Source organism: Pectinatus haikarae (genome assembly GCF_050916305.1).
In the GTDB taxonomy this organism is placed as follows: domain Bacteria; phylum Bacillota; class Negativicutes; order Selenomonadales; family Selenomonadaceae; genus Pectinatus; species Pectinatus haikarae.
On record NZ_CP116940.1, the window covers coordinates 2,739,426 to 2,764,477 of the forward strand.

General features: G+C 36.3%; 21 protein-coding genes, 1 tRNA gene and 2 pseudogenes. 9 read left to right on the top strand and 15 right to left on the bottom strand.

Annotation, left to right across the window (positions count from 1 at the left end):
* Nucleotides 1-49: 49 nt before the first annotated feature.
* Nucleotides 50-1,645 carry a nitrite/sulfite reductase gene (locus NXG61_RS13165; RefSeq protein ID WP_307222517.1) on the bottom strand — a complete coding sequence of 532 codons (1,596 nt, stop codon included), beginning with the start codon at nt 1,643-1,645 and terminating at the stop codon, nt 50-52.
* A 25-nt stretch (nt 1,646-1,670) separates the two neighbouring features.
* Nucleotides 1,671-2,876 (bottom strand): trans-sulfuration enzyme family protein, encoded by a 1,206-nt coding sequence (locus NXG61_RS13170; RefSeq protein ID WP_307222514.1) that lies wholly within the window; start codon nt 2,874-2,876, stop codon nt 1,671-1,673.
* 591 nt (nt 2,877-3,467) lie between these two features.
* On the opposite strand from NXG61_RS13170, the gene NXG61_RS13175 reads away from it, so the two are divergent.
* Nucleotides 3,468-3,558 (top strand) — tRNA-Ser (locus NXG61_RS13175).
* A 279-nt stretch (nt 3,559-3,837) separates the two neighbouring features.
* On the opposite strand, the gene NXG61_RS13180 is transcribed toward NXG61_RS13175, so the two are convergent.
* Nucleotides 3,838-4,704 carry an NAD(P)-dependent oxidoreductase gene (locus NXG61_RS13180; protein WP_307222512.1) on the bottom strand — a complete coding sequence of 289 codons (867 nt, stop codon included), beginning with the start codon at nt 4,702-4,704 and terminating at the stop codon, nt 3,838-3,840.
* Between the two features lie 118 nt (nt 4,705-4,822).
* Here NXG61_RS13180 and NXG61_RS13185 point away from each other — a divergent pair, with 118 nt between their 5' ends.
* Nucleotides 4,823-5,851 (top strand): IS6 family transposase, encoded by a 1,029-nt coding sequence (locus tag NXG61_RS13185; RefSeq protein WP_307225425.1) that lies wholly within the window; start codon nt 4,823-4,825, stop codon nt 5,849-5,851.
* Nucleotides 5,852-6,076: 225 nt separating this feature from the next.
* Here NXG61_RS13185 and NXG61_RS13190 read toward each other — a convergent pair whose 3' ends face one another.
* Entirely contained in the window at nt 6,077-7,771 is a 1,695-nt protein-coding gene (locus tag NXG61_RS13190; RefSeq protein WP_307224575.1) for a methyl-accepting chemotaxis protein, read from the bottom strand.
* 437 nt (nt 7,772-8,208) lie between these two features.
* On the opposite strand from NXG61_RS13190, the gene NXG61_RS13195 reads away from it, so the two are divergent.
* The 3 genes from NXG61_RS13195 to NXG61_RS13205 all read left to right on the top strand — a co-directional run bounded on the left by NXG61_RS13195 (nt 8,209) and on the right by NXG61_RS13205 (nt 10,657).
* Nucleotides 8,209-9,144 (top strand): AraC family transcriptional regulator, encoded by a 936-nt coding sequence (locus NXG61_RS13195; protein ID WP_307224573.1) that lies wholly within the window; start codon nt 8,209-8,211, stop codon nt 9,142-9,144.
* A gap of 247 nt (nt 9,145-9,391) precedes the next feature.
* Nucleotides 9,392-9,766, top strand: a complete 375-nt coding sequence (locus tag NXG61_RS13200) for a helix-turn-helix transcriptional regulator (protein ID WP_196605382.1) — start codon at nt 9,392-9,394, stop codon at nt 9,764-9,766.
* Between the two features lie 15 nt (nt 9,767-9,781).
* Nucleotides 9,782-10,657: a methionyl aminopeptidase gene (locus tag NXG61_RS13205; RefSeq protein WP_196605383.1), complete on the top strand. Its 876-nt coding sequence runs from the start codon at nt 9,782-9,784 to the stop codon at nt 10,655-10,657.
* A 265-nt stretch (nt 10,658-10,922) separates the two neighbouring features.
* On the opposite strand, the gene NXG61_RS13210 is transcribed toward NXG61_RS13205, so the two are convergent.
* The 5 genes from NXG61_RS13210 to NXG61_RS13230 form a co-directional block, all read right to left on the bottom strand.
* A complete protein-coding gene (locus tag NXG61_RS13210) occupies nt 10,923-11,150 on the bottom strand; it encodes a non-oxidative hydroxyarylic acid decarboxylases subunit D (RefSeq protein WP_307224571.1) in 228 nt (75 codons plus the stop codon).
* On the bottom strand, nt 11,150-12,577 hold the full coding sequence (locus tag NXG61_RS13215; RefSeq protein ID WP_307224569.1) for a non-oxidative hydroxyarylic acid decarboxylases subunit C: 1,428 nt from the start codon (nt 12,575-12,577) through the stop codon (nt 11,150-11,152). The genes NXG61_RS13210 and NXG61_RS13215 overlap by 1 nt, the downstream gene beginning before the upstream one ends.
* Nucleotides 12,578-12,634: 57 nt before the next feature.
* Nucleotides 12,635-13,021, bottom strand: a complete 387-nt coding sequence (locus NXG61_RS13220; RefSeq protein WP_307224567.1) for a hypothetical protein — start codon at nt 13,019-13,021, stop codon at nt 12,635-12,637.
* Between the two features lie 219 nt (nt 13,022-13,240).
* Entirely contained in the window at nt 13,241-13,687 is a 447-nt protein-coding gene (locus NXG61_RS13225; RefSeq protein WP_307224580.1) for a non-oxidative hydroxyarylic acid decarboxylases subunit D, read from the bottom strand.
* A gap of 133 nt (nt 13,688-13,820) precedes the next feature.
* Complete coding sequence (locus tag NXG61_RS13230; protein ID WP_307224566.1) at nt 13,821-14,402, bottom strand: UbiX family flavin prenyltransferase; 582 nt, start codon at nt 14,400-14,402, stop codon at nt 13,821-13,823.
* 104 nt (nt 14,403-14,506) lie between these two features.
* Here NXG61_RS13230 and NXG61_RS13235 point away from each other — a divergent pair, with 104 nt between their 5' ends.
* Nucleotides 14,507-15,385: a LysR family transcriptional regulator gene (locus NXG61_RS13235; RefSeq protein WP_307224563.1), complete on the top strand. Its 879-nt coding sequence runs from the start codon at nt 14,507-14,509 to the stop codon at nt 15,383-15,385.
* A gap of 487 nt (nt 15,386-15,872) precedes the next feature.
* Here NXG61_RS13235 and NXG61_RS13240 read toward each other — a convergent pair whose 3' ends face one another.
* On the bottom strand, nt 15,873-16,463 hold the full coding sequence (locus NXG61_RS13240; RefSeq protein WP_307224562.1) for a DapH/DapD/GlmU-related protein: 591 nt from the start codon (nt 16,461-16,463) through the stop codon (nt 15,873-15,875).
* 25 nt (nt 16,464-16,488) lie between these two features.
* Nucleotides 16,489-17,412, bottom strand: coding sequence for an AraC family transcriptional regulator (locus tag NXG61_RS13245; RefSeq protein WP_307224560.1), 924 nt, complete (start codon nt 17,410-17,412; stop codon nt 16,489-16,491).
* A gap of 143 nt (nt 17,413-17,555) precedes the next feature.
* Here NXG61_RS13245 and NXG61_RS13250 point away from each other — a divergent pair.
* Nucleotides 17,556-18,355: pseudogene (locus tag NXG61_RS13250) on the top strand (Cof-type HAD-IIB family hydrolase).
* 225 nt (nt 18,356-18,580) lie between these two features.
* Nucleotides 18,581-18,802, top strand: a pseudogene (locus NXG61_RS13255) (transposase); the annotation flags it as partial.
* Nucleotides 18,803-18,808: 6 nt separating this feature from the next.
* On the opposite strand, the gene NXG61_RS13260 reads toward NXG61_RS13255, so the two are convergent.
* Nucleotides 18,809-19,429, bottom strand: a complete 621-nt coding sequence (locus NXG61_RS13260; protein ID WP_307224553.1) for a TetR/AcrR family transcriptional regulator — start codon at nt 19,427-19,429, stop codon at nt 18,809-18,811.
* A gap of 181 nt (nt 19,430-19,610) precedes the next feature.
* Here NXG61_RS13260 and NXG61_RS13265 point away from each other — a divergent pair, with 181 nt between their 5' ends.
* A complete protein-coding gene (locus NXG61_RS13265) occupies nt 19,611-20,405 on the top strand; it encodes an MBL fold metallo-hydrolase (protein WP_307224551.1) in 795 nt (264 codons plus the stop codon).
* Nucleotides 20,406-20,650: 245 nt separating this feature from the next.
* Here the strand turns inward: NXG61_RS13265 and NXG61_RS13270 are convergent, their stop codons facing one another.
* The 3 genes from NXG61_RS13270 to NXG61_RS13280 are packed head-to-tail and all read right to left on the bottom strand — an operon-like array spanning nt 20,651 to nt 24,983.
* Complete coding sequence (locus NXG61_RS13270) at nt 20,651-20,788, bottom strand: hypothetical protein (RefSeq protein ID WP_307224549.1); 138 nt, start codon at nt 20,786-20,788, stop codon at nt 20,651-20,653.
* 53 nt (nt 20,789-20,841) lie between these two features.
* The gene (locus tag NXG61_RS13275; RefSeq protein ID WP_307224547.1) at nt 20,842-22,809 is read right to left on the bottom strand and encodes a UvrD-helicase domain-containing protein; all 1,968 of its coding nucleotides are present in this window, start codon (nt 22,807-22,809) and stop codon (nt 20,842-20,844) included.
* On the bottom strand, nt 22,791-24,983 hold the full coding sequence (locus NXG61_RS13280) for an AAA family ATPase (RefSeq protein ID WP_307224545.1): 2,193 nt from the start codon (nt 24,981-24,983) through the stop codon (nt 22,791-22,793). Before NXG61_RS13280 ends, NXG61_RS13275 begins: the two co-directional genes overlap by 19 nt.
* Nucleotides 24,984-25,052: the final 69 nt, after the last annotated feature.

Below are 25,052 nucleotides of genomic sequence, written 5' to 3' on the forward strand. Positions count from 1 at the left end.
TGTTTATTAGGATGTCAATAAGAAATAACCATTATATTAAAGCCATATCCTAAACTATGGCTGCATTTTTCAGCCTGTCGATCCCTTCTCTATTTACAAAAGATGTAAAATTTTCTCCGGGCAGAGAATTTTTTTTATAAAAAAGAAGCATTTTTTCCAATATAAATTGTACTTCATCCGCATCAGTAAGATCTTTTATCTTTTCAGCGAAATGTCCGCACCCTTCCAATGTTCCTCCTGCCCATAAAGTAAAGGCATCTTTGATTCCGTCTTTTGTCTTTATCCGTCCACCCTGCAGGCTTATATCTGCAATGTGTTTCTGCCCGCACGAATTTGGACATCCCGTAAAATGAATGCGCACAGGTATTTCCATAGCAATTTTTTTATCAAGATAGCTCGTCACTTGTCTGGCTCTGTTTTTAGTCTCGACAATAGCCAGATTGCAGAATTCATTTCCAGTACAGGCTACAGTATAGCCAAGAAAATTTTTGGGCATTATGGGCAGACGTGTGAAAATGTTCTTTTTGATCAGCTGCGGAACAGCGTTATCATCAATACCGGAAATTATTATATTCTGTGACAGTGTTGTACGAAGCTTTTGATCTCCGCAGGCATCCGCTATTGAGGCAAGTTCAGCCAAATCCCTGGCAGTTATTTCACCAAAAGGAATATTAAGCCCTACAAAACTTTTTCCTTTTTGCTTTTGCGGATGAATACCATAATAATAGGATGCATTCCATGAAACTGTTTTATCAATACCCGATTTTAGCAGCGGACCGGTGAGCTCTTTTATTTTTGACTCGAATTTTTCCACGCCCCAATCATCAAGCAGAAACTTTAGTCGTGCACGGGTGCGCTTTTCTCGGTATCCATTATCACGAAAAATAATACATACTGCCTCGGTTATTTTCAAAACATCCGACTGTCTGGCAAAAATATTCAGTTTTTTTGCCAGATGAGGTGTACTGGAAAGACCGCCGCCCAGCCAAACATGAAATCCCAGAACATCTTCTCCATCAACAGTTTTGATTGCCGGAGTAAACGATATATCATTTATTTGCGCATGTGCAGTATTATAAATGCTGCCAGATATCGATATTTTATATTTTCTGGGCAGATTTGAAAAATCTCTGTTTAAAAGGAAAAAATTGTTTACTTCCTTTACTATGGAGCTGGTATCTATCAGTTCTTCTCTATCAATACCTGTCAGAGGGTTTCCTACAATAGAACGGGTACAGTCACCGCAGGCTTCAAAAGAACTCATTCCGCAGGACTTTAGTTTGTAAAATATATCAGGGATATTTTCTATTTTTATCCAGTGAAACTGCACTGATCCACGTGTAGTTATATTGGCTATGCCTCGTCCGTATTTTTCTGCTATATCAGCCAGCGTTTTTGCCTGTGCTGCATTCATAATACCAGATGTCATACGCACCCTGAGCATAAAATATCCATTTTTAGGTTTTTGCTCATAAACACCGGCCCATTTAAAAAGACCAATATCTTCGGGATATATGCTCTCATAGCCTGTTTTTGAATATTTATCGATTATTTCATTGATAATATCAAGACCATCTTTTTTCAGTTTAGTTTTTTCAACTGCATTCAGATTTTTATTTTCTGACCATATTGCACTATAAGACATATAAACACACCTTCAAATTATTTTATTATATATCGGCATTCAAAAGCTTGACCTTCGTTAATGCCTGCCGCAGATCATCGATAATATCCTCAGTATCTTCTATTCCCACGCTAAATCGGAAAAAACCTTTGTGAAATTCTTCGGGATAAAGATACTGCCGCTCATCATTTTCTCCCAAAAATACTATCAGACTTTCATCATGTCCAAGGGACACAGCGGATGTAATAACTTTTAACTGGCTGATAAACTTATTGTGTGTATCATGATCAGCATTTAATCCAAAGGACAGCACTCCGCCAAATCCCGGCGCCATCTGCGCTCTTGCAATAATATGTTCTTTATGTGATTTCAATCCAGGATATGCCACAAAACGCACACAAGAGAGGCTTTCTAAATATTCGGCAACCTTTTGGGCATTTTCGTTATGCTGTCTCATTCGTAATGGAAGTGTGACAGCTCCGCGCATAATCAACCATGCATTAAAAGGACTGATGACGCCGCCAAGATTTATTTGTGCCTGCGCCCTTACAGTATCCAAATAACTTTTTTTGCCGATGATTGCCCCACCCAATGCATCTCCATGTCCATTTATATATTTTGTAAGGCTTTCTATGACAAAATCAGCTCCCAACTCTATCGGGCGTTGATTAAACGGAGAAGCAAACGTATTATCAACAGAAAGCAGCACATTATTAGCATGCGCTACATCAGCAATTTTTTTTATGTCTGAAACCATCAGCGTGGGATTCCCCGGAGTTTCTATATGTATCAGTCTTGTATTTGATTTCAATACTTTTTTTATATTTTCCGGATCTGTGGTATCAATGATCGATGTTTCTATATTAAATTTATTATTTAGAAGCTCGTTAAACAAGCGATATACAGCTATATAGGTGACACTGGAAAAAATTACATGATCCCCGCTTTTAAGAAGAGAAAAAAATAAACCAGAAAGAGCTGCAACACCACTGGCCAATACTACACAGTCTTCCCCACCTTCCAGTGACGCTAATTTTTCCTGCAGGTATTTCTGATTATTGCCCCCATTGCGCGTGTAAATGCTTTTGTCGGCACTGCTCCAATTCATATCAGAAGGATCATACGGCAGCTCATAACTATTTGCCATCGTTATAGGCCGCTTAATAGCACCGGTTTCACTATCTACGTCATTGCCGGTATGCACAGCTCTTGTTTGAAAACCATATTTTTTCCCGTATGCTTTTTTTGCCATATTGATCATCCTCATTCTTTAAAAATATTTGCAGAAAAACAAAAGAGGTCAGAGCACATGCCTGCTGCACATACCCTGACCTTTAGTTTTTCTAATCAGCCAATGTAATCATTATTGGTATGATAGCATGCACAATCCGTTATGTCAATTGGAATACTCATGCCGTAATAACTCAATTATTACCCGCATTTTATCTTGGTAAACAAATAATACGGTCAGTTCTCCAAAAAATTTTGGTGAACGATAAAAAAATTATACTAAAAAAGATCTTCATTTCAGATTATCTTATTTGGTTATCAAACCCAGCTGATAAAAAAAAATCGCCTGCCGTTACGGCAGACGTTGTGTAGTGGATAATACAATACATATATTATTGGAGAGTTAGAAAGGAATGATATTCATTATCAAATAGATAATAACATATCATTTCGTTTTAGTCAAATTTTTTATTAATGCATATATAAAATCAGCAGGCAAAATAAAAAAATCATTGACAATTAAAAATTTATTTGATAATATATTAGATGTTCTTAAGGAGTTATTTAACAGGCAGCCATTTACGGATTGTTTCTGTTGACAATTTAATATTATGGAGTGATACTCAAGAGGCTGAAGAGGACGGTTTGCTAAATCGTTAGACCGGGTAACCGGTGCGAGAGTTCGAATCTCTCTCACTCCGCCATTTTTGTAAGGTCAGCGGCATTGGAAAGAAATTTCTGATGCCGCTTTTTTTGTGTTTATGAGCACACTTAGAGTTTCTTTAAGCAAATACTACGCCTGCCCTGCTTTGAATATATCCAACGGTATAATTCTAAATGGCCATATGGTTCACTCAGATATTCAACTCCTAGCTAAGTAGAAGATGCTTACCATCAAATACAAAGGCGCTGCATTTTTATAGATTATACTTTTAAAATTTGTCCACCTGCCTGACTGTGTTCCATCAATTCATTGTCAAAGGTTATTTTATTCCAGCATCTTCGGCAATAATTTTTGCGAGCACATTCCAGTCCAATTCAGCATAGTTACGTGAACATCCTACCAAAAGACGATCCTGTACCAATGCAGCTACAGGCATTGGTACACCAGCTTTAACTGCAATATCACGTATGAAACTAATATCCTTCAATCCTATCTGTAAACCACCTGTACTAAAATCTTCTTCGATGATTGATTTACCATAGTTTTCATATACTGGAGATCGTAAAACAGTGCCATTCACTACATTTAAAAATCGTACCGGATCAACTCCGGATTTGCGTATTAATGCAAATGCCTCTCCCAATACTTCGAGCATTGCTCCAATCATAAAGTTGCCAGTAAGCTTAATAAGATTTGCCTTCCACGCGTCTTTCCCTGTTATAAATACTGTCCCCATAAGATTCAATAACTCAGCTGCGCGCTTAATCGCCGCATCTTGCCCTGCGACAACAATGCCGAGTTGTGCGGTCTCTGCTGCCAATGGTCTCCCGAATACCGGCGCCGAAATATAATCTTGTCCATGTTCAGCGTGAGCATTCGCAAGACGTTTGGCAAATTGCGGGCTAACAGTACTCATACCTACATGCAGCTTATATCCAGATGCGCTGAGAATCCCATTTTCACCAAAGGTGATGGCTTCAACTGCCTGATCATCCCAAAGCATAGTAAAAATAATATCTGCATCGCACACTTCTGCCGGATTATTGGCAATTTTGCAGCCATAATATTGTAATGCGGCAGCACGGGATTTCGTTCGATTGTAAATTATTATTTCGTGCCCCCCACATGCCAAATGACGAACCATTGGCATCCCCATTGCACCTAGTCCTATCCATCCAATTTTCATACTAATTCTCCTCTTCAGATTTTACGTTTTGTTAACTTAAATGAAAATTGAGGCACCGAACCTTTCAATGGTACAATGTTTCTGCTAGAAAACACACCAATCGAAAGGACGATGCCTCATGCAGAAAATTATACCGATTGTATGCCCTAAATGCAACAATAATCACCATTTCCATAAGTTTGGCAAAGATAAATTCGGTAATCAAAAATATCGCTGCCTTGCTTGTAAACATCAATTTGCACCAGATGCTCTCCCCAGTGTCAGAGGTAAAAAGTATCCTCCTTGCCCTATGTGTGGAAAATCGTCTTTCTTGCATCACGATTATCGTGATTATTCTAACTTTCGTTGCTCTGATAAAAAATGTAATCATTCATTTTTTCAACCAAAATCAACTGCTACTTTGCCACCTTCTGTTTCTAAACTTTTTGGTAAATCCAATTTATCACGCATGCGTCATCCAGTTCATTTAATCATCACTGTTTTAACTCTTTTTTTCATAGGCAAAAGCTCTACTCGTAACATTTCTCTCATGCTTTATCAGCTCTACAGCATCAAGCTTTCTCATGTTAGTGTTGCTGAGTGGTGCAAAAAATTCGCTCCGCTTTTTGATAATATTTCTTTAAAGCTCATACCTTCTATGAATTTCAATTCTGATGAATGGCATGCTGACGAAACAGTGGTTAAAATTGCTGGAAAGAAATACTACATCTGGTTCATCATCGATAGTGAAACCCGCTTTGTTCTTGGTTTTCATCTTTCACCACATCGTTCTTCTCCTCAGGCACATGCTTTATTTCAGCATGTTTCCCCTTTAGGTAATCCCAATGCCATTGTTAGCGATCGCTATAGTGCCTACAAGATTCCTACTAAGTGCTACTTTCCTCATGCTAAACACATTCGTGTCGAGAGCTTTAAGGACGATATTAGCAACAATCTTATCGAAGCTTTTAACAACCGTTTCAAGGCTTGGTATAAAACCAAACGTGGCTTTCATTCTTTTCACTCTGCTAATGCTACTATTTCTGTTTTTGTCTTCTTTTTCAACTTCATGCGCCCTCATACTGGTCTTAATCATTTAACTCCTGCTCAAGTTGCCGGAGCTAACTATAATCCCAATATGAAAAACTTGTTTTCTTTAGCAAGTTGATAAAATTTAGTGCTTTTCTACAGAAACATTAGCTATCTTTTCATTTTTACTTAACAAAGCCAGATTTTATTGTTTTCTTATACAATAAATTCATTTTTTTCCGGCTTATCTGCATACACTTATTGCACACAGAGTGGAATTCAGTGCTGGAAAAATCATGCTGTTTTATGCGGCACATTAAAATATTCACTAATTTGATGCAGAGGAATTAAGTAAATTATAAAATCATATTTTAAATTTCCGGACAGCTTGCTGCAGGTCATCCGCCATTTTTGCCAAATGCTGGCTTGATGAAGCAATCTCTTCAATAGATGCTGATTGTTCCTGTGCAGCAGCTGAAATAGATTGAGTCTGCTCAGAGTTTTTTTGGCTTTCATTGTCTATTTCCTGTACAGCACTGACAATATTTTGGGTACTGCCTATCACTGCTTCAACGGCTTCTGATATTTCATATATCCGCCCGGTCATGTCGCGCACCATTGCCAATATTTTCTCAAAACTTTCTCCTGCCGTCGCTACAATTTTTGTGCCTGCATCAACTTCACCTTTACTGTCATTCATAAAAGTCACAGCACTGTCAGTTTTTGTCTGCACATCATTGACAAGCTCTGTTATTTGCTTTGCCGCTTCTTGGGATTCTTCCGCTAATTTACGAATTTCTTCTGCTACTACAGCAAATCCCCTGCCGGCTTCACCTGCTCTTGCTGCTTCTATTGCCGCATTTAAAGCCAATAAGTTCGTTTGCCCGGAAATCTTGGAAATGGCATCAACGATCTGTCCGATTTGTTCCGATTTTTCCTCCAATTCATTGACTACATTGGAGGTATCATTGGTTTTTTGTTCAATAATATTCATCTGACTTATCGCCTGCTTAACGGCATCTTCTCCGCTATTAGCAACGGATGCTGCTTTTTCAGCAGAACTGGAAACCGTTTCAGTGCTGGAAGCGACCTGGTTGATTGCATTGGAAATTTGTTGGACTGTTGTATTTGCATTGGTAGTTAATAGCAACTGCCTATCTGTACTCTGAGCAACTCCGGCAACAGCCCCTGCTACCTGATTTGAAGCTTGTGCAGACTGTTCAGTGCTTGCTGTCAGCTCTTCTGACGATGCTGCCAATGTTTCAGAAGAGTTTAGAATTTTTCTCAAAATATTGCCGATACTTTTTACCATAGTATTGACAGCACGGTAAATATCACCGATTTCGCTATTATCTCTTAAATTTTTTTCATCAATTTTGAAACTGAAATCACCGTCGGCAACCATTTCCAATTTCTCTACAAGGCTTTTTAGCGGTTTAGCTATGCCTTGAGTGATAAAAAAACCAACTGATATTCCCAAACCAGTGACGATCAAGCTGGATATTATTAAGGAAATTATCACAGCTTCCCCATTCGTATATGCCTGATCAAAACTGTTTCCCAGTTGTGTTTCACGAAACTTCCTGTAAGCATCGGAACTTTCCTGAATACTTATATCAATTGGTTCCAGCTCATTTTTGATTATTGAGGAAACTTCGGCTTCGTTATTGGTGCGTTTAGCAGGTACAAGTCTGGTGTCGACGATTTTTTTATAATTGTCTTCCAGCGTCCGTAAATCTATAGCAAGCTGTTTTCCCTGCGAAGATATTGCCCGTTGTTCAAGATAGGTGAGTAAAGTATTGTTTTCTTTATAAATATTGTTATATTGCTCAAGATATGAATCCTGTCCGGTCAAAACAAATTTATATAACATACTGGATTCATTTATGCTGTTCTGTCCGGCCTGATTAGTTTTTTCAAATAAAACAAGTTGATTGGACTGCATATATTTAGTGATGGAATTCATGCCGTTTACAAGATAAATGCCTAAAATATTGGCTATGATCGTAATAATCACAATTGCAAAGTATCCCAGAAAAATCTTCTTCCAAAGCTTCATGGTTTTTCCTCCTTGAATAGCACAAATAATAAGGTGTTTCTGTTTATCAACATATTGGATGCAAAGGTCGAGCACAATACAAATTTGATGTGCAGCTTACGCTGAGATTACTCAACATCGTGAGATATTTCTTCAACTATATACCTTGTCGGTCAAAATCTTCTGGTGAGTGCAACTAACATCGATCCTTCATATTCCTATACATTTATTTTTCTTATTTTTTTCCATAGCACTACTCCTTTTTCTGTTTATTATTGCATGTTAATATCATTTTTTAGGCATTAACATGCCGCTCGATATTATTATATCCTTAAAATAGTAATTCATGGTATAATATTTACATCAACTTATTGCATAATACTATCATTTTTATTACATATTATCTGAGTATACTATTAAGATATGACAAAAATAAAATCTGATGGAGGAGCTCGTCAATGCCTGGTTTTATAACTTTACCATCCACAAAGGATATAATTACGAAGCAACAAGAACTAGCCAGACTTATTAAGTATTTTTCTGGCAGTGACGGAGATCATGAAACTAAAATTTCATCTCTGCATCTTATTTGTGATTCAAATATTGCAGTGCCTATATGTCATATTCAAAAACCTTCTCTCTGTATAGTCGCTCAAGGAGAAAAAATAGTAATGCTGGGCTCAGAAAGTTACCGATATGGCATTTCTGACTATCTTGCGGTATCTGTTGGGGTACCAATTACCGGAAGAGTGATCATGGCTTCACGTGAATGTCCCTATTTGGCAATCCGCCTGGACCTGGATCCCAATCTTATCTTGGATATTATAAAAGGATCCGATCTTCTGCCAAATAAAATAAAAAGATCCGGTCGCAGTTTGTTTTTGAGAAAGATGCCGTTCAGCCTTCTCAATGCAGTAGTGAGACTTGTTCAGCTTCTGGACAGCCCCAAAGACATCTCTATACTTGCTCCGTTAATAATCCGTGAGATTCTCTATAGGATTCTCTGTGATGAACAAGAAGATGCTTTGAAATTAATTGCTCTGGCAGACAGCAATTTCTCTCGTATTGCGGCAGTAACCGAATATATTAAAAATAATTATGACAAGAACTTACGCATCGATGATATGGCTGTAATTGCAAATATGAGTTCTGCATCGTTGCATCGTCATTTTAAGGATGTAACTGCTATGACTCCATTACAGTATCAAAAACAAATCAGATTACAGGAGGCACGACGTTTATTGTTATCGGAATCATCTGAAGCCGCAACTGTCGCATATCAGGTTGGTTATGACAGTCCTTCACAATTCAGCAGAGAATATCTACGAATGTTTGGATTACCCCCAATTGGCGATATTAAACGGCTTCGGCTAAACTTAGCACAGAACACATAAAAGATTTCTTTATACTTTTATGTACTGCCGAAAACAGTTTCTACATCTTATTTTGAATATATTATTATTTGCTTAGTATAAATTATAATATATGGTTTTGATAACCTATGTGGCAATTAACATCGTTTGTAAACTCTTGTTTCAGTCAAATTGCAAAGATTGCTTACGATAATTTTATTTCATCTGTGCAACTTATATCAGGTAATTGTTTGCGAGAATTGTTATACTGGAAAAAGGAGTGAGGCAAATGTCTGTGCAAACAATAGAGTTAATGGTAAAGTGGATAGAAAATAACATAACGGAAAAACCAAGTCTGCAAAGCATGTCATCATATATTGGTTATTCACCATATTATTGCTCAACAAACTTTCGAAGGCACATGGGTATGACATATAAACAGTTTCTAGTCCAATGTAAATTAAAAGCTGCCGCTTATGATCTCTGTGTGACCAATGATAGAATAACTGATATTGCTTTTCGATATGGATACTTGTCATCTGAAGCGTTTGCAAGAGCTTTTTCACAGGCTTTTCAATGTTCACCACGACAATATCGGAAAGCCTGCGGTAATTTTTCTGAGCTCACCCCAGCCATAAGGTATACTGCCTCCTCAAATTTATAAATGCGGAGAGATAAAATGTCTGATAAGTTTGGAAGAAATAATTTATGTTGGTGTGGCAGCGGGCGAAAATATAAAAAATGCCACGCTTTTATTAATGAACAAATGGAAATTTATCGCTTAAAAGGATTTGAAGTACCAGACCAAAAATTACTAAAAACCAAGCAGCAAATAGAAGGTATCAGGGAAAGCGGCAGACGGAATATTGCTATACTTGATTTTATTGAAAATTTTGTGGTCGATGGAGCAGCCACCGAAGAGCTTGATCGACTCATTTATGAAAAAACTAAAGAGCTCAGAGGAATTCCTGCAGATCTTCATTACGAGGGATACCCCAAAAGCGTATGTATTTCAATTAATGATGTTGTATGTCATGGCATTCCTGCGAAACATATTCTCTTGAAAAATGGAGATATTGTGAATATTGATGTATCTACAATTTACAATGGTTTTTTTTCAGATTCTTCACGTATGTTTTGCGTTGGTTCTGTTTCTCCCCAAAAACAAAAATTGGTTGATATCGCCAAAGAGTGCTTGGATATGGGTCTTGCACAAGTAAAACCTTGGGGCTTTCTCGGCGATGTTGGACAGGCAGTAAATAATCATGCTGAGAAAAATGGCTATACTGTGGTTCGGGAAATTGGAGGTCATGGCATTGGTCTAGAATTTCACGAAGAGCCTTGGGTTAGCCATGTGACAAAACAAGGTACAGGAATGCTCCTGGTTCCAGGACTGGTTTTTACCGTAGAACCTATGATAAATATGGGAATTTCTAAAATAGTAACAGATGCAAATGACAATTGGACTATTCGTACTGCCGACGGAAAGCCCTCTGCTCAATGGGAAAAAACAGTTTTAGTAACCGAAGCGGGTTATGAGGTGCTGGCATATTAAGCAGCAAATAGATTTTCAAATTTTCTCCAGCGATCAGAGAACTATTGCCCGACAGGAGCAGTGAGCATCTCATTATAGCAAGTTGAATCGGCAGAAAAATGTATCTCCGAGCGATAAACCTTTCCGAAGACAACTATGATCCATATTGGGAATCACAAAAAAATGGCCAATGCCCATCCAGACAGGAAAAAACCTCTGATCTTTTGGAATCAGAGGTTTTTTCTTATTTTTACTTTATTTATATTTTTTGATTTATAGTATGCTGCTATTTTTTTAACAGCTTGGGGATCGGTGGAATCTGATCAAATGCATCAAGTTCTGCCGGGTTTAATTTAAATCTTTTGTCGTATTGGTCCGGGTCGGTTATATTGCTCCCCTCTGTGCTTCTCCATGAAAATTTACAGGTATCACATAGATATATTTCCCATGCATCACCGACCGGAGACTTTACCATTACGCTTACTGATTCTGAATCGCATCTGGGACATTTCATTATTTATTTCCTCCTTCTTTGACTAAATCACGAAGAATTTCTGACCATTTTTTTACATCCGCCGGCATTCCCAACAGTTCGCAATCTCTGCCGGCATCGGGAGCAACGGGTGTTGTTGCGTCAATAACCAATTTTGTATGCATACCGGCCGGTTCAGAAGACGGGTCAAGCGGCATCCCCGGAGCATATGGGATTTTAAATACGTCCTTATCCGGACGTACACGCGTTGTCAGTGCCCACATAACTTGTTTAAGGTCAAACGGATCTACAAATTCATCTACTATAATAACAATTTTTGTATAGGACATTCCGTGAGGTGTAGAAAGAAGCCTCATGGCAACCGCTTTGCCATATCCTCCAAAACGAGATTTTGTAGACACAATTGCACCGATGCCATGTGTATACATGGCGTTTACCGCTTCTACTTCGGGAAAGTCTCTCTTTAACTGCTCATAAAGGGGAATACTGGTGTTGAGTGCTACTAAGTAGTCAACCTCTGTCCAAGGCATGCCAATATACAAGTTTTCAAATATAGGGTTCTTGCGATGTGTAATCTTCGTTATTTTGATAATTGGCTGAAGCCGCGATCCTGAGTAACTTCCGGGGAATTCACCAAACGGTCCTTCAATTTCTCTTATGCGGGGTTCAATATATCCTTCCAGTACAATTTCTGAACGAGCCGGAATATCAAGACTGCTGGTTTCTGCTTTTGTAAGTTCTATTGGTTCTCCTTTTAGTGCACCGGCAAAATCATACTCTGATTGTACATATGCAATCGGTGTACTAGCCATGAAACTTAGAACGGGATCATTCCCAAGGCAGATCGCAACGGGAAGTCTTTCATTCTTCTCTTCAGCATTTTTTAAATGCACTGCAATATCGTGAAATGGCATTGGCTGAATGGCAACTTTATCTTTTCCTTTTACTTGAATACGGTACATTCCGCAGTTTTGTTCATCATAGCTATCCGGATTATTAGGATTTCTGGTAACTATAAGTGCTTTTGAAAGATAAAATCCAGCATCAAAGTCATTGATCCGAAATAGTGAAAGTACATCGAAAAGGTTGATGTCAGCTTCAACTACTACTTCTTTGACCGGAGCATCTTTTTTATCAGTCCAAACTGGTTTTACCGGATATTGATCCCATAGTTCTTTTAGTTTAAAAAATTGATCTTTTACCGGTGTATCCTTAGGCAGATTCAACATCAGTGCATGGTTCTGCCAAGAGCCATGCACGTTAAGTACGACCGAATTTTTATATCCGTTGATTTTTTCGACAAGGACTGCCGGTGCACTTTCCATGTTTGGTGCAGAACGTCCGATGGCACTAAGGTCCGGTTCAGGCATAACCTCATCTTTTATTCTGATTAATTGCTTTTCGGCTTCTAATACTTCTAGAAATTCTCTTAGGTCTCTGTAAGCCATTTTATTGCCTCCCAGTTTATTATAAAAATTTATTTGGTTCCATATCATCGTTATACTTCAGTGCATTTCATCCTTGACTTTATCAATTATATTTTCCACGAGTTCTTCGATATTTTTGCGTAATATAACAATATCTTCTTTTTCCACATCATTAATGTGAATTCCCGCTGAAACGGTGACATTGCAAAACCATAAGGCACTAAGACGCAGTGCGATGCTGCGAGCAAGCTCATCTTCTTTATGACCTGCGATGCAGATCACACTGACGCTTGCTGAATGGCTGCCGTCTCCTGTCAGACTTTTTCTTGGAACAGCAACTGCGACAGCACCAATATGAGGCACATCGCCTCCTGCAATAGATAGAATAGCGTCCTTGCCACAAAACACCGTATGGAGACAGACGTGATGCTTTCCTTCACCGACCTTTAAAGAAATTTTCTTCACGCCACTTTCCTCCTTTGCAAAACTTCCAATTATCGCTGTGAAAAATGCTGCAGGTCATTTCAAATAAAAGCATGAAATCATTTTTGGCTGCTCAGATTTTATACTTTTGGCCAGAAGCAGAGCAGCTCTCTAATAACTTTGGAATGAACAGACTGCTCTATTTTTTGATTTTCATAAACTAATTTTTTTTATCTATATTTTCTGCATATAATATTACTGCTATTTTTTTAACAGCTTGGGAATCGGTGGAATCTGATCAAATGCATCAAGTTCTGCCGGGTTTAATTTGAATCTTTTGTCGTATTGGTCCGGGTCGGTTATATTGATCCCTTCTGTGCTTCTCCATGAAAATTTACAGGTATCACATAGATATATTTCCCATGAGATTTTAAATACGTCCTTATCCGGACGTACACGCGTTGTCAGCGCCCACATAACTTGTTTAAGGTCAAACGGATCTACAAATTCATCTACTATAATAACAATTTTTGTATAGGACATTCCGTGCGGTGTAGAAAGAAGCCTCATGGCAACCGCTTTGTCATATCCTCCAAAACGAGATTTTGTAGACACAATTGCACCGATGCCATGTGTATACATGGCATTTACCGCTTCTACTTCGGGAAAGTCTCTCTTTAACTGCTCATAAAGGGGACTTCTAGAAATTCTCTTAAGTCCCTGTAAGCCATTTTATTGCCTCCCAGTTTATAGTAAAAATTTATATAATAATTTATTTAAAACAGAAAAATATCTGTTCTACAATCAGTGTTATACCTTTATGGTATATATTAAAGTATTTTTATGCCAATCCAGTCCAACGTTTTAAATCAGGGAGAATGATACCAAGTTGATCCACAGTTCTATATGCAATATGACTTACCAGGTCATCGATTGTTTCTGGATTATTGTAGAATGCCGGCATTGGCGGCAGCATAATAGTTCCCATACGGGATAATGCCAGCATATTTTCTAAATGAATTGTGTTGAGAGGGGTTTCTCTTGTTAAAAGAATCAGTTTTTTTCGTTCCTTCAAAATAACATCTGCTGCACGCGATACAAGATTATCGGCAAATCCCATACGGATGGATGCAAGTGTTTTCATGCTGCATGGGGCAATAATCATGGCATCTATCTGGAATGATCCGCTTGAGATTCTCGCGCCAAGATTTGCGATATCATACGTGTAGTCCGCAAGCAAGCCTACCCTTTCTACTGTATAGTTTGTTTCTGACTCTATAGTTTTTTTCCCCCATTTTGATAAGAGAAGATGTGTTTCTACTTCTTTAATGTTTTTCAGAATTTCTAATATACGAATTCCAAAAATTGATCCCGTCGCCCCAGTAATTGCCACTATAACTTTCAATATCTTACCTCTTTTCATCGAGTTTCTATTCTTAGTATACCTTTCAAAAAAATATATTGAAAATACTAAAAAAATGGGTCTATAATACCTTTAAGGTATTGTAGAAAGGAAATATATAGCATATGGATATTCGTCAGTTAAAATATTTTGTAGCAATTGCAGAGGAAGGGAACATTACCAAAGCAGCAAAGCGTTTATTTATGGCGCAGCCACCGCTTTCAAGACAACTAAAATTAATGGAAAATGAGCTTGGAGTCACTCTTATTGACCGCACAAACAAAAAACATCATCAGCTTACGCCACAAGGCAGAGCTTTTTTGAAAAATGCCAAGAAAATACTTTACAATATGGATGAAACTATCACCGAAATACAAGAATTTGGTCAACACATGACAAAAAATTTATCAATCGGCACGACCATTCACTGTTCAGAAATCATGCTTCCTGTTTTAAAAAAATTTCGTAAAAAATATCCTTTCATTATTCCGGAGATATATGAAGGCAATATATCTTATCTCATGGACTTATTGGAAAAACATACCATTGAATTAGTTCTTTCCGCACCGCCTTTTCACACTGAAGGATACAGGACCAAGGCTCTCCGACTTGATACTTGTGTTTTCGTTACTTCACAAGATTTCGTATGGGAGAAAGAATGCATTTCCATTGAAGAAATTTCACAAATGCCCCTCCTTCTTCTTAGTACACCGGCTTCGAACAGCTTATATCAAAGAATCATAAGTGAATTTGGGAAAAGAGAGCTGAATTTAAAGATTTCTTGTATAAGTCACGACTCAGGTCTGCTTTTAAGTATGGTCTTAAATAATTTAGGCTCAACTATTTTGCCTCGATCGATGATTAATAATATGCTAAGCGAATTTATGCATGTCATTCCAATTAAAAATGCCCCATGGGCAATACATCCAAATTTGATTTGGCACAGTGAAGGATATGTATCTTCCACATTGAAAACCTTTATCAAATTTTTTGAATCACAGTGATCAAGGCCATGCATTATTGCAAATTTTTATTATCTTCACTTTTTCTATATCGGATTTTTGCTGCGGGGCTAAACGTTATTTCATGAATCAGACCATACCAATCCCGTATTTACTTATACCCACCAAAAAAATCTTTAACATATTTCCTTCTGAGAATGCGATAACAGCTGATAGATTGAGTTATTAACAGTTTTCCCCTCTGATGGCAAGCTTTTAAAATGCTGTATCTGAGTATCTGGCAATAAGGGAATTACTAAAAAATGGCTGGAGCCAAATAAAAGTTCAGCCGGAAATCTATTTTGAAGGACATCTTTCAGACAGAGATGTTTAAAGGGCATCACTTTTACAAGCAATGCCCTTAATATATCACTATTAAATTTATATTGGTTTTTAGTGTTTACATAAAACTTGAAAAATGTTCATTTATTTATGAAAAATACCCAGCATACAAAGTCCACATTGTGTTTGTGAAATCATTAAGTGGATTTTAAATATCAAATTCCCTGTTCTGATAATAATATTTCCGGTCTTTTTCCCCGATTTCACGAAGTATCCGACAGGGATTGCCTACCGCAACTACATTGGCCGGAATATTTTTTACAACAACACTCCCCGCTCCAATCACCGAATTTTCCCCTATAGTTACACCCGGGCAGATAATTACTCCGGCACCGATCCAACAATTATCTTCAATTCTTACCGATTCTGCATACATGTATCCACGATAATCTGGATGGACAGGATGCCCTACCGTAGTAATAATGACTGATGGACCGACTAATACCTTTTTTCCAACAATAATCTTCGTGTCATCAACAAAATTACAATTGAAATTCAAATATGATCCCTCCCCAATTTCAATATTGGTTCCATAACAGAAATAGAACGGCGGTTCAATCCATGCTTTTGTCTCACGGGCAAAAATCTCGTTCAAAATTTGCTGACGTTCCATTATATCGCTGGGATAACTCGCATTAAAAGCCTGCATTTTGAGTTTTGCCTGCCGCCGTTCCTCCGGCAGCCCTTCCGTCATATCCGTAAATAACTTTCCGGAACTAATCCTCTCCCGCATCATCATATGCTATTCTCCTCATATATAAATTTTATTTTATAAAAATATTATTCACCTTATTTTTTTCAGAAAATTCTTTCTGCTGGCGACGATAGCTACTCGGGGTACAGCCCTTAGTTCTGAGGAATAGCTCTGTAAAATAGCTGGGATTTGTAAAACCGCATGCTATCGCAATTTCAGTAATACTATACGTTGCATCATTCAACAGGTTCATGCTGACCTGCAAGCGATAGGCATTTAAAAATTCTATGGGTGTCTTTCCTAAATAACTCTTGAATATCTGGCAGCACTCACTGCGGCATACCCCGCCGTTCCGGGCAATCCCAGCTAAAGTAAGCTTTCTCGCATAATTTTTATAGATGTATTCCACCATGGTTTTCTGAGCGTCTATATTTGCATCCGAAGACCGAAACTTTTGCAAAAGTTTCGGTTGCAGCAATCGGAACCAGCCCAGCCACAGCAAATACAGTTTGCTCAAGAGTTCAAGTTCATATCCAGATTGTATATTTATCGGCAATGGGAGAAATTCATCTATCAAACGCAGCATAGAACACTCTTTCGGCTGCTGCCGGGATAAATATGACTCCGTAATGTAATGATGACGTATGATCGTATCGATATATTTAGACCTAAGCTCACGATTACCCGACAAGAGTTCCGGTTTGAACAATATGCATAAAAACTCACAATCCTTTCCATCGGCTGAATAACCATAGTGCATCTGCCGCGAATTTACAATCATTGCGTCTCCTTCCTTTATCAGAAAGCTTCGTCCATTGATTTTATAAACGAAATTTCCTTGCAGCGCCTTCATAATCTCTATATCCTCATGCCAATGTCCAAGCGCCCGCATATGAGGGAATGCTGATAGTCGTCCGATTTTTACATAAATTGGTATATTCGGATCATCATAATGGATGATTTCTGAGGCATCTTCCATAACATTCAAGTCCATTCTTACAACTGCCTTTCATTTCTATATAAAATACTATTGTTATATTTTTATGGCTTATTTTGTTGGAATTCACCTATATACTTATACTATTATTATAATATAGGTATTTTATAGTACAAGTAAAAAACTGGGGGAATTACTATATGAAAAAAATTATCGCACTTGATGTTGATGGCACGCTCTACAACAATGACAAAAACATCACACCCGCTACCAAGGCTTCATTGCTCCGTGCACAGCAGAAAGGCTGTATTCTCGTGCTCGCTTCCGGCCGACTGCTGGACTCATACCGATTGCCGACAAACTTGAAATGAATAAATATCACGGCCTGCTGCTCGCTTACAACGGAGGTGTAGTGACAGATCATACGACAGAACATGTTATTTACAGCAACACGATTCCGAATTTGCTTGCCAAACGACTGTTGCGCCATCTTGAAACTTCTCCGGTCAATCCGATCGTCGATGACGGCCATACCATCTACACGACCGATCCTGAAAGTTTTATGGTTCCTTACGAAAAAAATTCCAATCATCTTGATATCAAAAAGGTCACCAACATTTGCGACGCTGTAGATTTTTCCCCAGCTAAAATATTGATCACCGCTCCACCAGAAACACTGAATATTGAAACTAAATTCATCAAGGAAACATTTAAAGATGACCTTTCCTTCGTACTATCTGCACCATTCTATCTGGAAGCTACACCCATTGGCGTAAACAAAGCTGCTTCCATGGAAAAAGTCTGCACTGAACTCAACATACCAGTGAAAGCTGTCATTGCCTTCGGGGATGCCCAGAATGACATTCTGATGCTTGCATTTGCTGGAATGGCAGTAGCTATGGGTAATGCTTGTAACCCACTGAAAAAAATTGCTGACATGATCACAACATCCAATAACGAAGATGGTATTGCCGTTGCACTTAAAAAACTCAATATTTGATTTTTTATTAACCACTAAATCTATACAAGTAATTTGTACCTAAAATTACATTTACGTTGTAACACAATCAGGAAAATATTACACTGTGCTCCTCATTTAACACTCAATAATCTGCGTTTATCTTTCTTCATTCGTAAGCTATCAATCAAATAGTGTCTAAAAAAATACCGCTAATCCTGTATCGTAACTACAAGGACTAGCGGTATTTTTTCCATGGTTATTTAAATTAATGTTGCTTTCCCTCAAACAGAAGTACAGTGCTGTGTAATTCATCAAATTCATGTTTCGACACGTTATATATCCAATAAAGACATTAAACAATTTACTGCTGATCTAAAACCAATTTATAAAGTGCCAACAAAAGAAGCTGTCTTATTTGCCTTAGATGAATTTGAGACCAAACGGAATTTTAAATATCCGTTTGGTGTAAAATCGCGGAAAGCTAATATTCTTCTATCGCAAAGCATCCATCCCACCCAGAATAAAGCGAATCAAAGTTCCCTGCATTTCGTACCATTCTTTATCCTTTTTCCACCCAAGCTTTTTATTGACACTAAATGAACCATAAATTGCAAAAAGAAAAATCATTTCAGCTTTCTCAAATGGCAGATGACAATACTGAATTAATAATGGAACCATTTTTTCTTTTTCAGCCTGAAATATCTTTTTAATAATATACTCAGATAAACTCTCATCTAAAAACAAAACACGATATTTGGGCAGATCTGCCATTCTTTGACATACCGGCAACAATGAGTCACATTCTTTTAACTTTTCTGGATCTCGTTCAGCACTCGTTATTAAATGAAATATATGTAGTATATCTTCATTCGAATGGTCTGAAACATTTTCTGTTATTTGCAGAGCATCTTCCAAAATTTCATCTAAGACCGCCGTCAGATCGTCAAAATGCAGATAAAAGGTAGCCCGAGTGACCTCTGCTTGCTTACATACCGAAGTAACCGTAATTTTTTCAAAGCTTCGATTCTGTATGATCTCCAGTAAAGCATCCTTTACGACCATTTTGGTATATATTGTCCGTCGGTCTATTTTTCGCATTACTTTTTCTGGCAAAATTATTCCCCCTCATCAAACTGCTTAACACTTTTACTATTCTGTCAGGAAATATATTATATTGAAAAAGCTGTAGTTTACGTCTTCCTAATGATTCAGTATACTAACTTCTATACAGCATGTAAATAACTATTCGTTCTGTTTAATAACGAATAGACAAAAAATGAGGAGAGATTTTAAGATGAAAATTGAGCAAATCCGTAATGCAACTATACGCATAGAATACGCAGGAAAGAATTTTTTAATAGACCCATGGCTAGCTGCTAAAGATACAATGGGCTCCTTTGCTGACCTTAAAGCTTATCGCGTTCCAAACCCAGCAAAAGCCCTTATTAAAATGCCAATGTGTGCGCTTCCAAAATCGACAGACAAAATCCTTGCCGGTATTGATATGTATCTTTTGACCCATCTGCATCCGGATCACTTTGATATGGACCTAGCAACTGGCACGGGGGGAATTTTACTCGACAAAACCGTACTTATTGGGGTTCAAAATGAAGAAGAACGCCTTTTTATGATGAAATCCAATTTTCAAAATGTTAGTCTTTTATCAGACAATTTTATGGCATTCGACGAAATCAAGATTATAAAAACCCCTGCTTTACACGGAACAGAAAAGGCTTGTGGACCATCCTGTGGCTTTATTTTTAAAACTCCGGGAGAAAAAACACTCTACATTGCTGGTGATACGATATGGTATCCTGAAATTCAGAAGATCCTTGAGACCTATCAGCCAGACATTATCATTCTCAATACCTGTGCAGCAGAACTTCTTGAATTTGGCCGCCTGATTATGGATGACAATGATGTCTATGAAGTCTATAAAATCTGCCCAAATTCAACTATTATAGCTAGCCACATGGATACTGTCAGCCATGCAACGCTTACACGCGAAACATTACGTGAAAAACTCGCGGAAAAAGGTATTAGCGATAAAATTTTACTTCCAGAAGATGGCGAAGTCTATCAATTTTAATTACTTAATATTTAGCTATATCCCTTAATTTAAATAACCCGCTCCATTTACGGAGCGGGTTATTTCTACATTTTATTATTTTTTCTTTCTGAATTTGAAGTTCAATAAAACCTCAACAAATATAATTATATGCAATGTTTTAATAAAGTTCATATTAGCTATGAATGGTCTTGAAAATTCAAAAAATTTCACTGCGCTATTTTCATAAATTAATTTCATATCTTTCATTTCACGTAAACCACCAGTTAATATAACTGGCGTATATCTATAAAAATATTTGCATTTTCAATATAATGACCAATATTTTTTCCACGTACATCATATAACTGTCCACTAATAAAATTTGCTATATGTCTCCCCTTGCTATCATGTAAATCTTTCATTTTCTGACCTTCTTTTATTAACCATCATAAATTTTAGATAGTTAGTTAATTTTTTACTTAATACAAAATCCGATTTTCTTAACCTTGTTTATAAATTCATCTTTAAAACCTTCAAGATTATTCTCATCAATTACGACCGTCAAATTTTTCCTTGCCCTAGAGCATCCCACATAAAACAGCTTATACGCCACTAATACACCATACACGGTACTATCCTTAAAACACTTTTGTGCATTACCGACATTTTGTTTGCCTAAGTATTCTTCATAATGATTTTTACATAACAACTCAAAAATTCTATTATCGCTAAAGTTATTTAACATATTTTCTGAAGCCTTTTTTAATATTAATTTATTAGTTTCATTTCTATTGTGTGACGCCGCTGTTAAATTCTTTGTTGGCATTCCCAATTTATTCTCAGTGTCAACAACAAGCTTAGCATATTTATAATAAAAGTCTTCTAATTCATTTAGAGAAAAATTCACTTTAGACCAAATTCTAAAGAAATTGTACATATGCACGATAGGGGTGTTTTTACTATCAGCAGCGACAAATAATACTGATGTATAGCTTTCACCTTTAACACCGTGCTGAGTAGATATACGAGGTTCCTTTAAATAGGCCGCTAGTTGTTTTATCTCTGCAATATCTACATTTAAAACCTCTTGATATTCACCATCATCAGTAATGCCTTGCATGAAAGTATCCGTAATAATATCTTTAGCTATAAGATCATCAAGCAGTTCTCCAATTGTAACCACATTATTATCATCAAAATATATTCCAGATAATTCTTCATAAATAGTGAATAGTCGCTTTTTATCATCATGCTTTATTATAAAATATGTGTTAGCAGAATAAAATTCTTTGTAAATTTTACATTGTGTAATCATACTTCCAAAATTTTTCTTTTGATAAAGTTTCATAATATTATCAAAAGAAAATATAAACCGCATTAATGGGTCTGGATTTTCTTGAGTATTATCAGAAAGAACATCATTTGAATGATATTTTTTAGGAAATGAGTATTTATCCATTCGACTAAATGCTCTATAAAGATTATTTGCTCCAATTTCTTTGAACTTATCATTGTTCAGTAAATATAGCACTAACGTATCTTTATGCTCGAATTGGTGTCTTTCTATTGAGCTATTGATATCATTTGAAATTATAATTTCCGGCACATAATCAGGCAGCTTATCTTTATTGTCCTTGGATACAATTTGTTTATAGTCAGGATTATTGTAAATGTTATTTAATATGTCAATAATAGCTTTTACTGATCGATGATTTGTATCTAATGAAATTGAGTCATTCAACATCATCAATTCTTCCTCAAAAGAACCATCATAATTCTTATAAATTTGCTGCATTCGATCTCCCAGTAGGTATAATTTTACTTTGGTCTTACGCACAGCGTCATAAAAAAGTTTTAAAACACAACTGGAGGTATCTTGATACTCATCAATAAATATAAAGCTATACTTATTTACAATTTTCTTGTAAATAGCAGGATATTTATCAAAAATTGCTTTAGCAAACGTTATAAGATCATCATGCCCTAAGCCGCCATAATATAATGAATTAAACGATGTCTCATTGTAACTAAGTCTTAAAATATTTTGCTTTACGGATTCTTCCGTCAGTGTTCCATATTTATCAATGTATTTTTGATTACTAGCTTCTATATTTTTATCACCTGATTCATTGCAGATTCGCGCTTTTATTTGACTACAATAAATTTCCCAAAACAAATCAATAATCTGTTTATGCATAAAAAATGGAGATATCAGCGAATGAATATAAGCATGTATCGTTCCAAAAAATATTTTATCACTATCCATCCCTCTAGCAAGTTCTTCAGCCGCTCGATTAGTATACGTAATACAAAGTATATTATCGTTAGGATTTGCAACAATAAGTTCAGACAACATTGCCTTTATTTTAGTAGTTTTGCCACTTCCTGCTGGGGCATTTACCAGGAAGATATTGTTTGATTTTTCTATTCTTGTATCAACCACAGCAATCCCTCCATAATATATTGAGGTAGCATCTTTTCTTCTAACGAATTTAGAATAACAGAATACATAAAATCCGTCTTTGATTTTGACATACTATCAAGAATATCTCTTAAAGAGAATTTGCTATCGCTTTCGTCTTTCCTATTATTAGGCAATGTAAATCGCAATTTATATTCCGATTTAATTGTTTTCCATTCACTTCTTGGCTTTGTTTCAAAAGCTTTTATTGCCACTAGTTTAGATAACATTGCCTCCTCAAGAGTACGAGCATAATATTCTTTTTCTTGGAAAACAACATAAATTAAATTTCCACATAACTTATTCTGTTCATTCTCTTTCCATTCATAAAGTTCCCTAATAGAGGGCGAATCTTCTATTTCCTCATCTTCATCGATACTTTCATGCAGAGAAACAGTTTCCCCTTTAGATATTTTATAGAAGTTATTAATGGTTGAATTGGTTGTTTTGGATGTGAGTATTTCTTCTTCCGACAATGCTGACTTTTTGTAATCTAAATCAGTAATAATCAATGTTTTAATTTTTAGAAATTCAATCAGTGCTTTATAATTAAAAGCATACGCTCCGCCAACTTGAATAAAGGCTATGTATTGCCCAGATAATTTTTTATAGAAAGGAAGAGTAATCAGTTTTTTTAAATATAATCGCTCGCTATCGCCCTCATAAAGAACCGCTTTGTCTGCAAAAATTATTTCTGAAAAACCAATTTCAAAAAACCAATCAAAAAAATTTTCCAAAATAGATATAGTTTTTGAATCAATTTTTTCGTCTACTTCTTCACTTTTATTAGTTACTAATAATTTACGAAACGCAGACAAATCAAAAATTTCACTTTTGAATATCTGTGTTTCTCTAATTACGCGTAAATGTTCTAGCCCTGCGACTCTAACCATTTCATTTGAGTGCGTTGTAACTAGTCCTTGCAATCCTATTTGTTTATATACATTCAATAAATACTTAATAAAAACACTTTGCATTTGGGGATGCATATGTGATTCAGGTTCTTCTATAAAAAATATATTAACGACAAGTGGATTTATGTCTTTTTTAAACTCTTCCAATTGCATATGAAGATATATCATATTACTATAGCCTAATCCTTGAGAAGATTCATTTAGCATATGACCTTCAAGTTGATACTTTGCACAAGTTATCTTTTTTATCAGGTCACTAACATCCTCTTCTGTAACATCCATTTCAAGCATTATATTTCCAATATGTCCACCATTTGTTTTGGCTAAAGATTTCAACGCAGCTCCCAATGTTTTAATTGAAGCTTCTCTTACAGTTTTCTTCACGCCAGAATCTTCAATTTGCGAAAATAAATTCTCTGGCAATGCACTCGTGCTTTCTTTCCATATTTTATCTTTACTAGCTAATGAAACTATACTCTTACTCAATGTTCTGGAAGAATCCGTATCGGTATCATCTAGTTGCCTAGCTGCATTTATGCTTTTGAAGTTAAATAATTTTTTTAAATCCGTACATTCCATTTTACATTTATTCTCATAATTCGAATCTGCAAAAAAACAACTTTCAACTAGGCTATTTGAATATACTTCAATCAATAAAGCCTTTATAATATTGGATAAGTCCTTTTTAATGTTAGATTTTTGCTTGCTTTTCTTTTTAAAATAACTTCTAAAGCGTTCATTAATTTTATCATAATATTGAAATAGTATTTTTTTAAACACCGATAAACTAAATATAAATGTATATATAAAATAGAATGAATGCTGTGACTCATCTAAATCCATAATATACTCTGCAAAATTTCTAATGTCATCACTTTGGGGATCATAGGTAACTTCAATTTTTATTTCACAAGGATTTATAATATATTTGGGTTTTAATTCTCCTTCACAAGTAATCTTACTTATAAAATCTTCAATTATCTGCTCTGCTTTTTCGCCGCTAGAAAAAGATTGAGAACACAACCGAAACACATTTTTTTGCCAATCAGTAACTTGACTAACAGGTATATCATTATGTGTATATTTGAGCTTATTGTCACTTAAAACTCCTTTTAGTACTGAGATCAACGTTGTTTTTCCGCTATTATTAGGACCTGCCAATATTGTAATGTCATCTTGGAAAAATAAATTAGCATTATCCAGTTGTCTATAGTTATTAACCTGTATCCTACTAAGCTTCATTACACATCCCTCCTAATTTTGCAACGTATTGATTAATTGTTCTGATCAATAATCTCATGTAATTCATAT

Excerpts from the sequence above, each read along its gene's own strand:
- NXG61_RS13215 (WP_307224569.1), bottom strand. The coding sequence starts at position 12,577 with ATGGCTTACAGAGACCTAAGAGAATTTCTAGAAGTATTAGAAGCCGAA.
- NXG61_RS13235 (WP_307224563.1), top strand. The coding sequence starts at position 14,507 with ATGGATATTCGTCAGTTAAAATATTTTGTAGCAATTGCAGAGGAAGGG.
- NXG61_RS13210 (WP_307224571.1), bottom strand. The coding sequence starts at position 11,150 with ATGAAATGTCCCAGATGCGATTCAGAATCAGTAAGCGTAATGGTAAAG.
- NXG61_RS13265 (WP_307224551.1), top strand. The coding sequence starts at position 19,611 with ATGAAAATTGAGCAAATCCGTAATGCAACTATACGCATAGAATACGCA.
- NXG61_RS13240 (WP_307224562.1), bottom strand. The coding sequence starts at position 16,463 with ATGATGATGCGGGAGAGGATTAGTTCCGGAAAGTTATTTACGGATATG.
- NXG61_RS13170 (WP_307222514.1), bottom strand. The coding sequence starts at position 2,876 with ATGGCAAAAAAAGCATACGGGAAAAAATATGGTTTTCAAACAAGAGCT.
- NXG61_RS13165 (WP_307222517.1), bottom strand. The coding sequence starts at position 1,645 with ATGTCTTATAGTGCAATATGGTCAGAAAATAAAAATCTGAATGCAGTT.
- NXG61_RS13280 (WP_307224545.1), bottom strand. The coding sequence starts at position 24,983 with ATGAAGCTTAGTAGGATACAGGTTAATAACTATAGACAACTGGATAAT.
- NXG61_RS13230 (WP_307224566.1), bottom strand. The coding sequence starts at position 14,402 with ATGAAAAGAGGTAAGATATTGAAAGTTATAGTGGCAATTACTGGGGCG.
- NXG61_RS13180 (WP_307222512.1), bottom strand. The coding sequence starts at position 4,704 with ATGAAAATTGGATGGATAGGACTAGGTGCAATGGGGATGCCAATGGTT.
- NXG61_RS13185 (WP_307225425.1), top strand. The coding sequence starts at position 4,823 with ATGCAGAAAATTATACCGATTGTATGCCCTAAATGCAACAATAATCAC.
- NXG61_RS13270 (WP_307224549.1), bottom strand. The coding sequence starts at position 20,788 with ATGAAAGATTTACATGATAGCAAGGGGAGACATATAGCAAATTTTATT.
- NXG61_RS13195 (WP_307224573.1), top strand. The coding sequence starts at position 8,209 with ATGCCTGGTTTTATAACTTTACCATCCACAAAGGATATAATTACGAAG.
- NXG61_RS13200 (WP_196605382.1), top strand. The coding sequence starts at position 9,392 with ATGTCTGTGCAAACAATAGAGTTAATGGTAAAGTGGATAGAAAATAAC.
- NXG61_RS13190 (WP_307224575.1), bottom strand. The coding sequence starts at position 7,771 with ATGAAGCTTTGGAAGAAGATTTTTCTGGGATACTTTGCAATTGTGATT.
- NXG61_RS13205 (WP_196605383.1), top strand. The coding sequence starts at position 9,782 with ATGTCTGATAAGTTTGGAAGAAATAATTTATGTTGGTGTGGCAGCGGG.
- NXG61_RS13245 (WP_307224560.1), bottom strand. The coding sequence starts at position 17,412 with ATGGACTTGAATGTTATGGAAGATGCCTCAGAAATCATCCATTATGAT.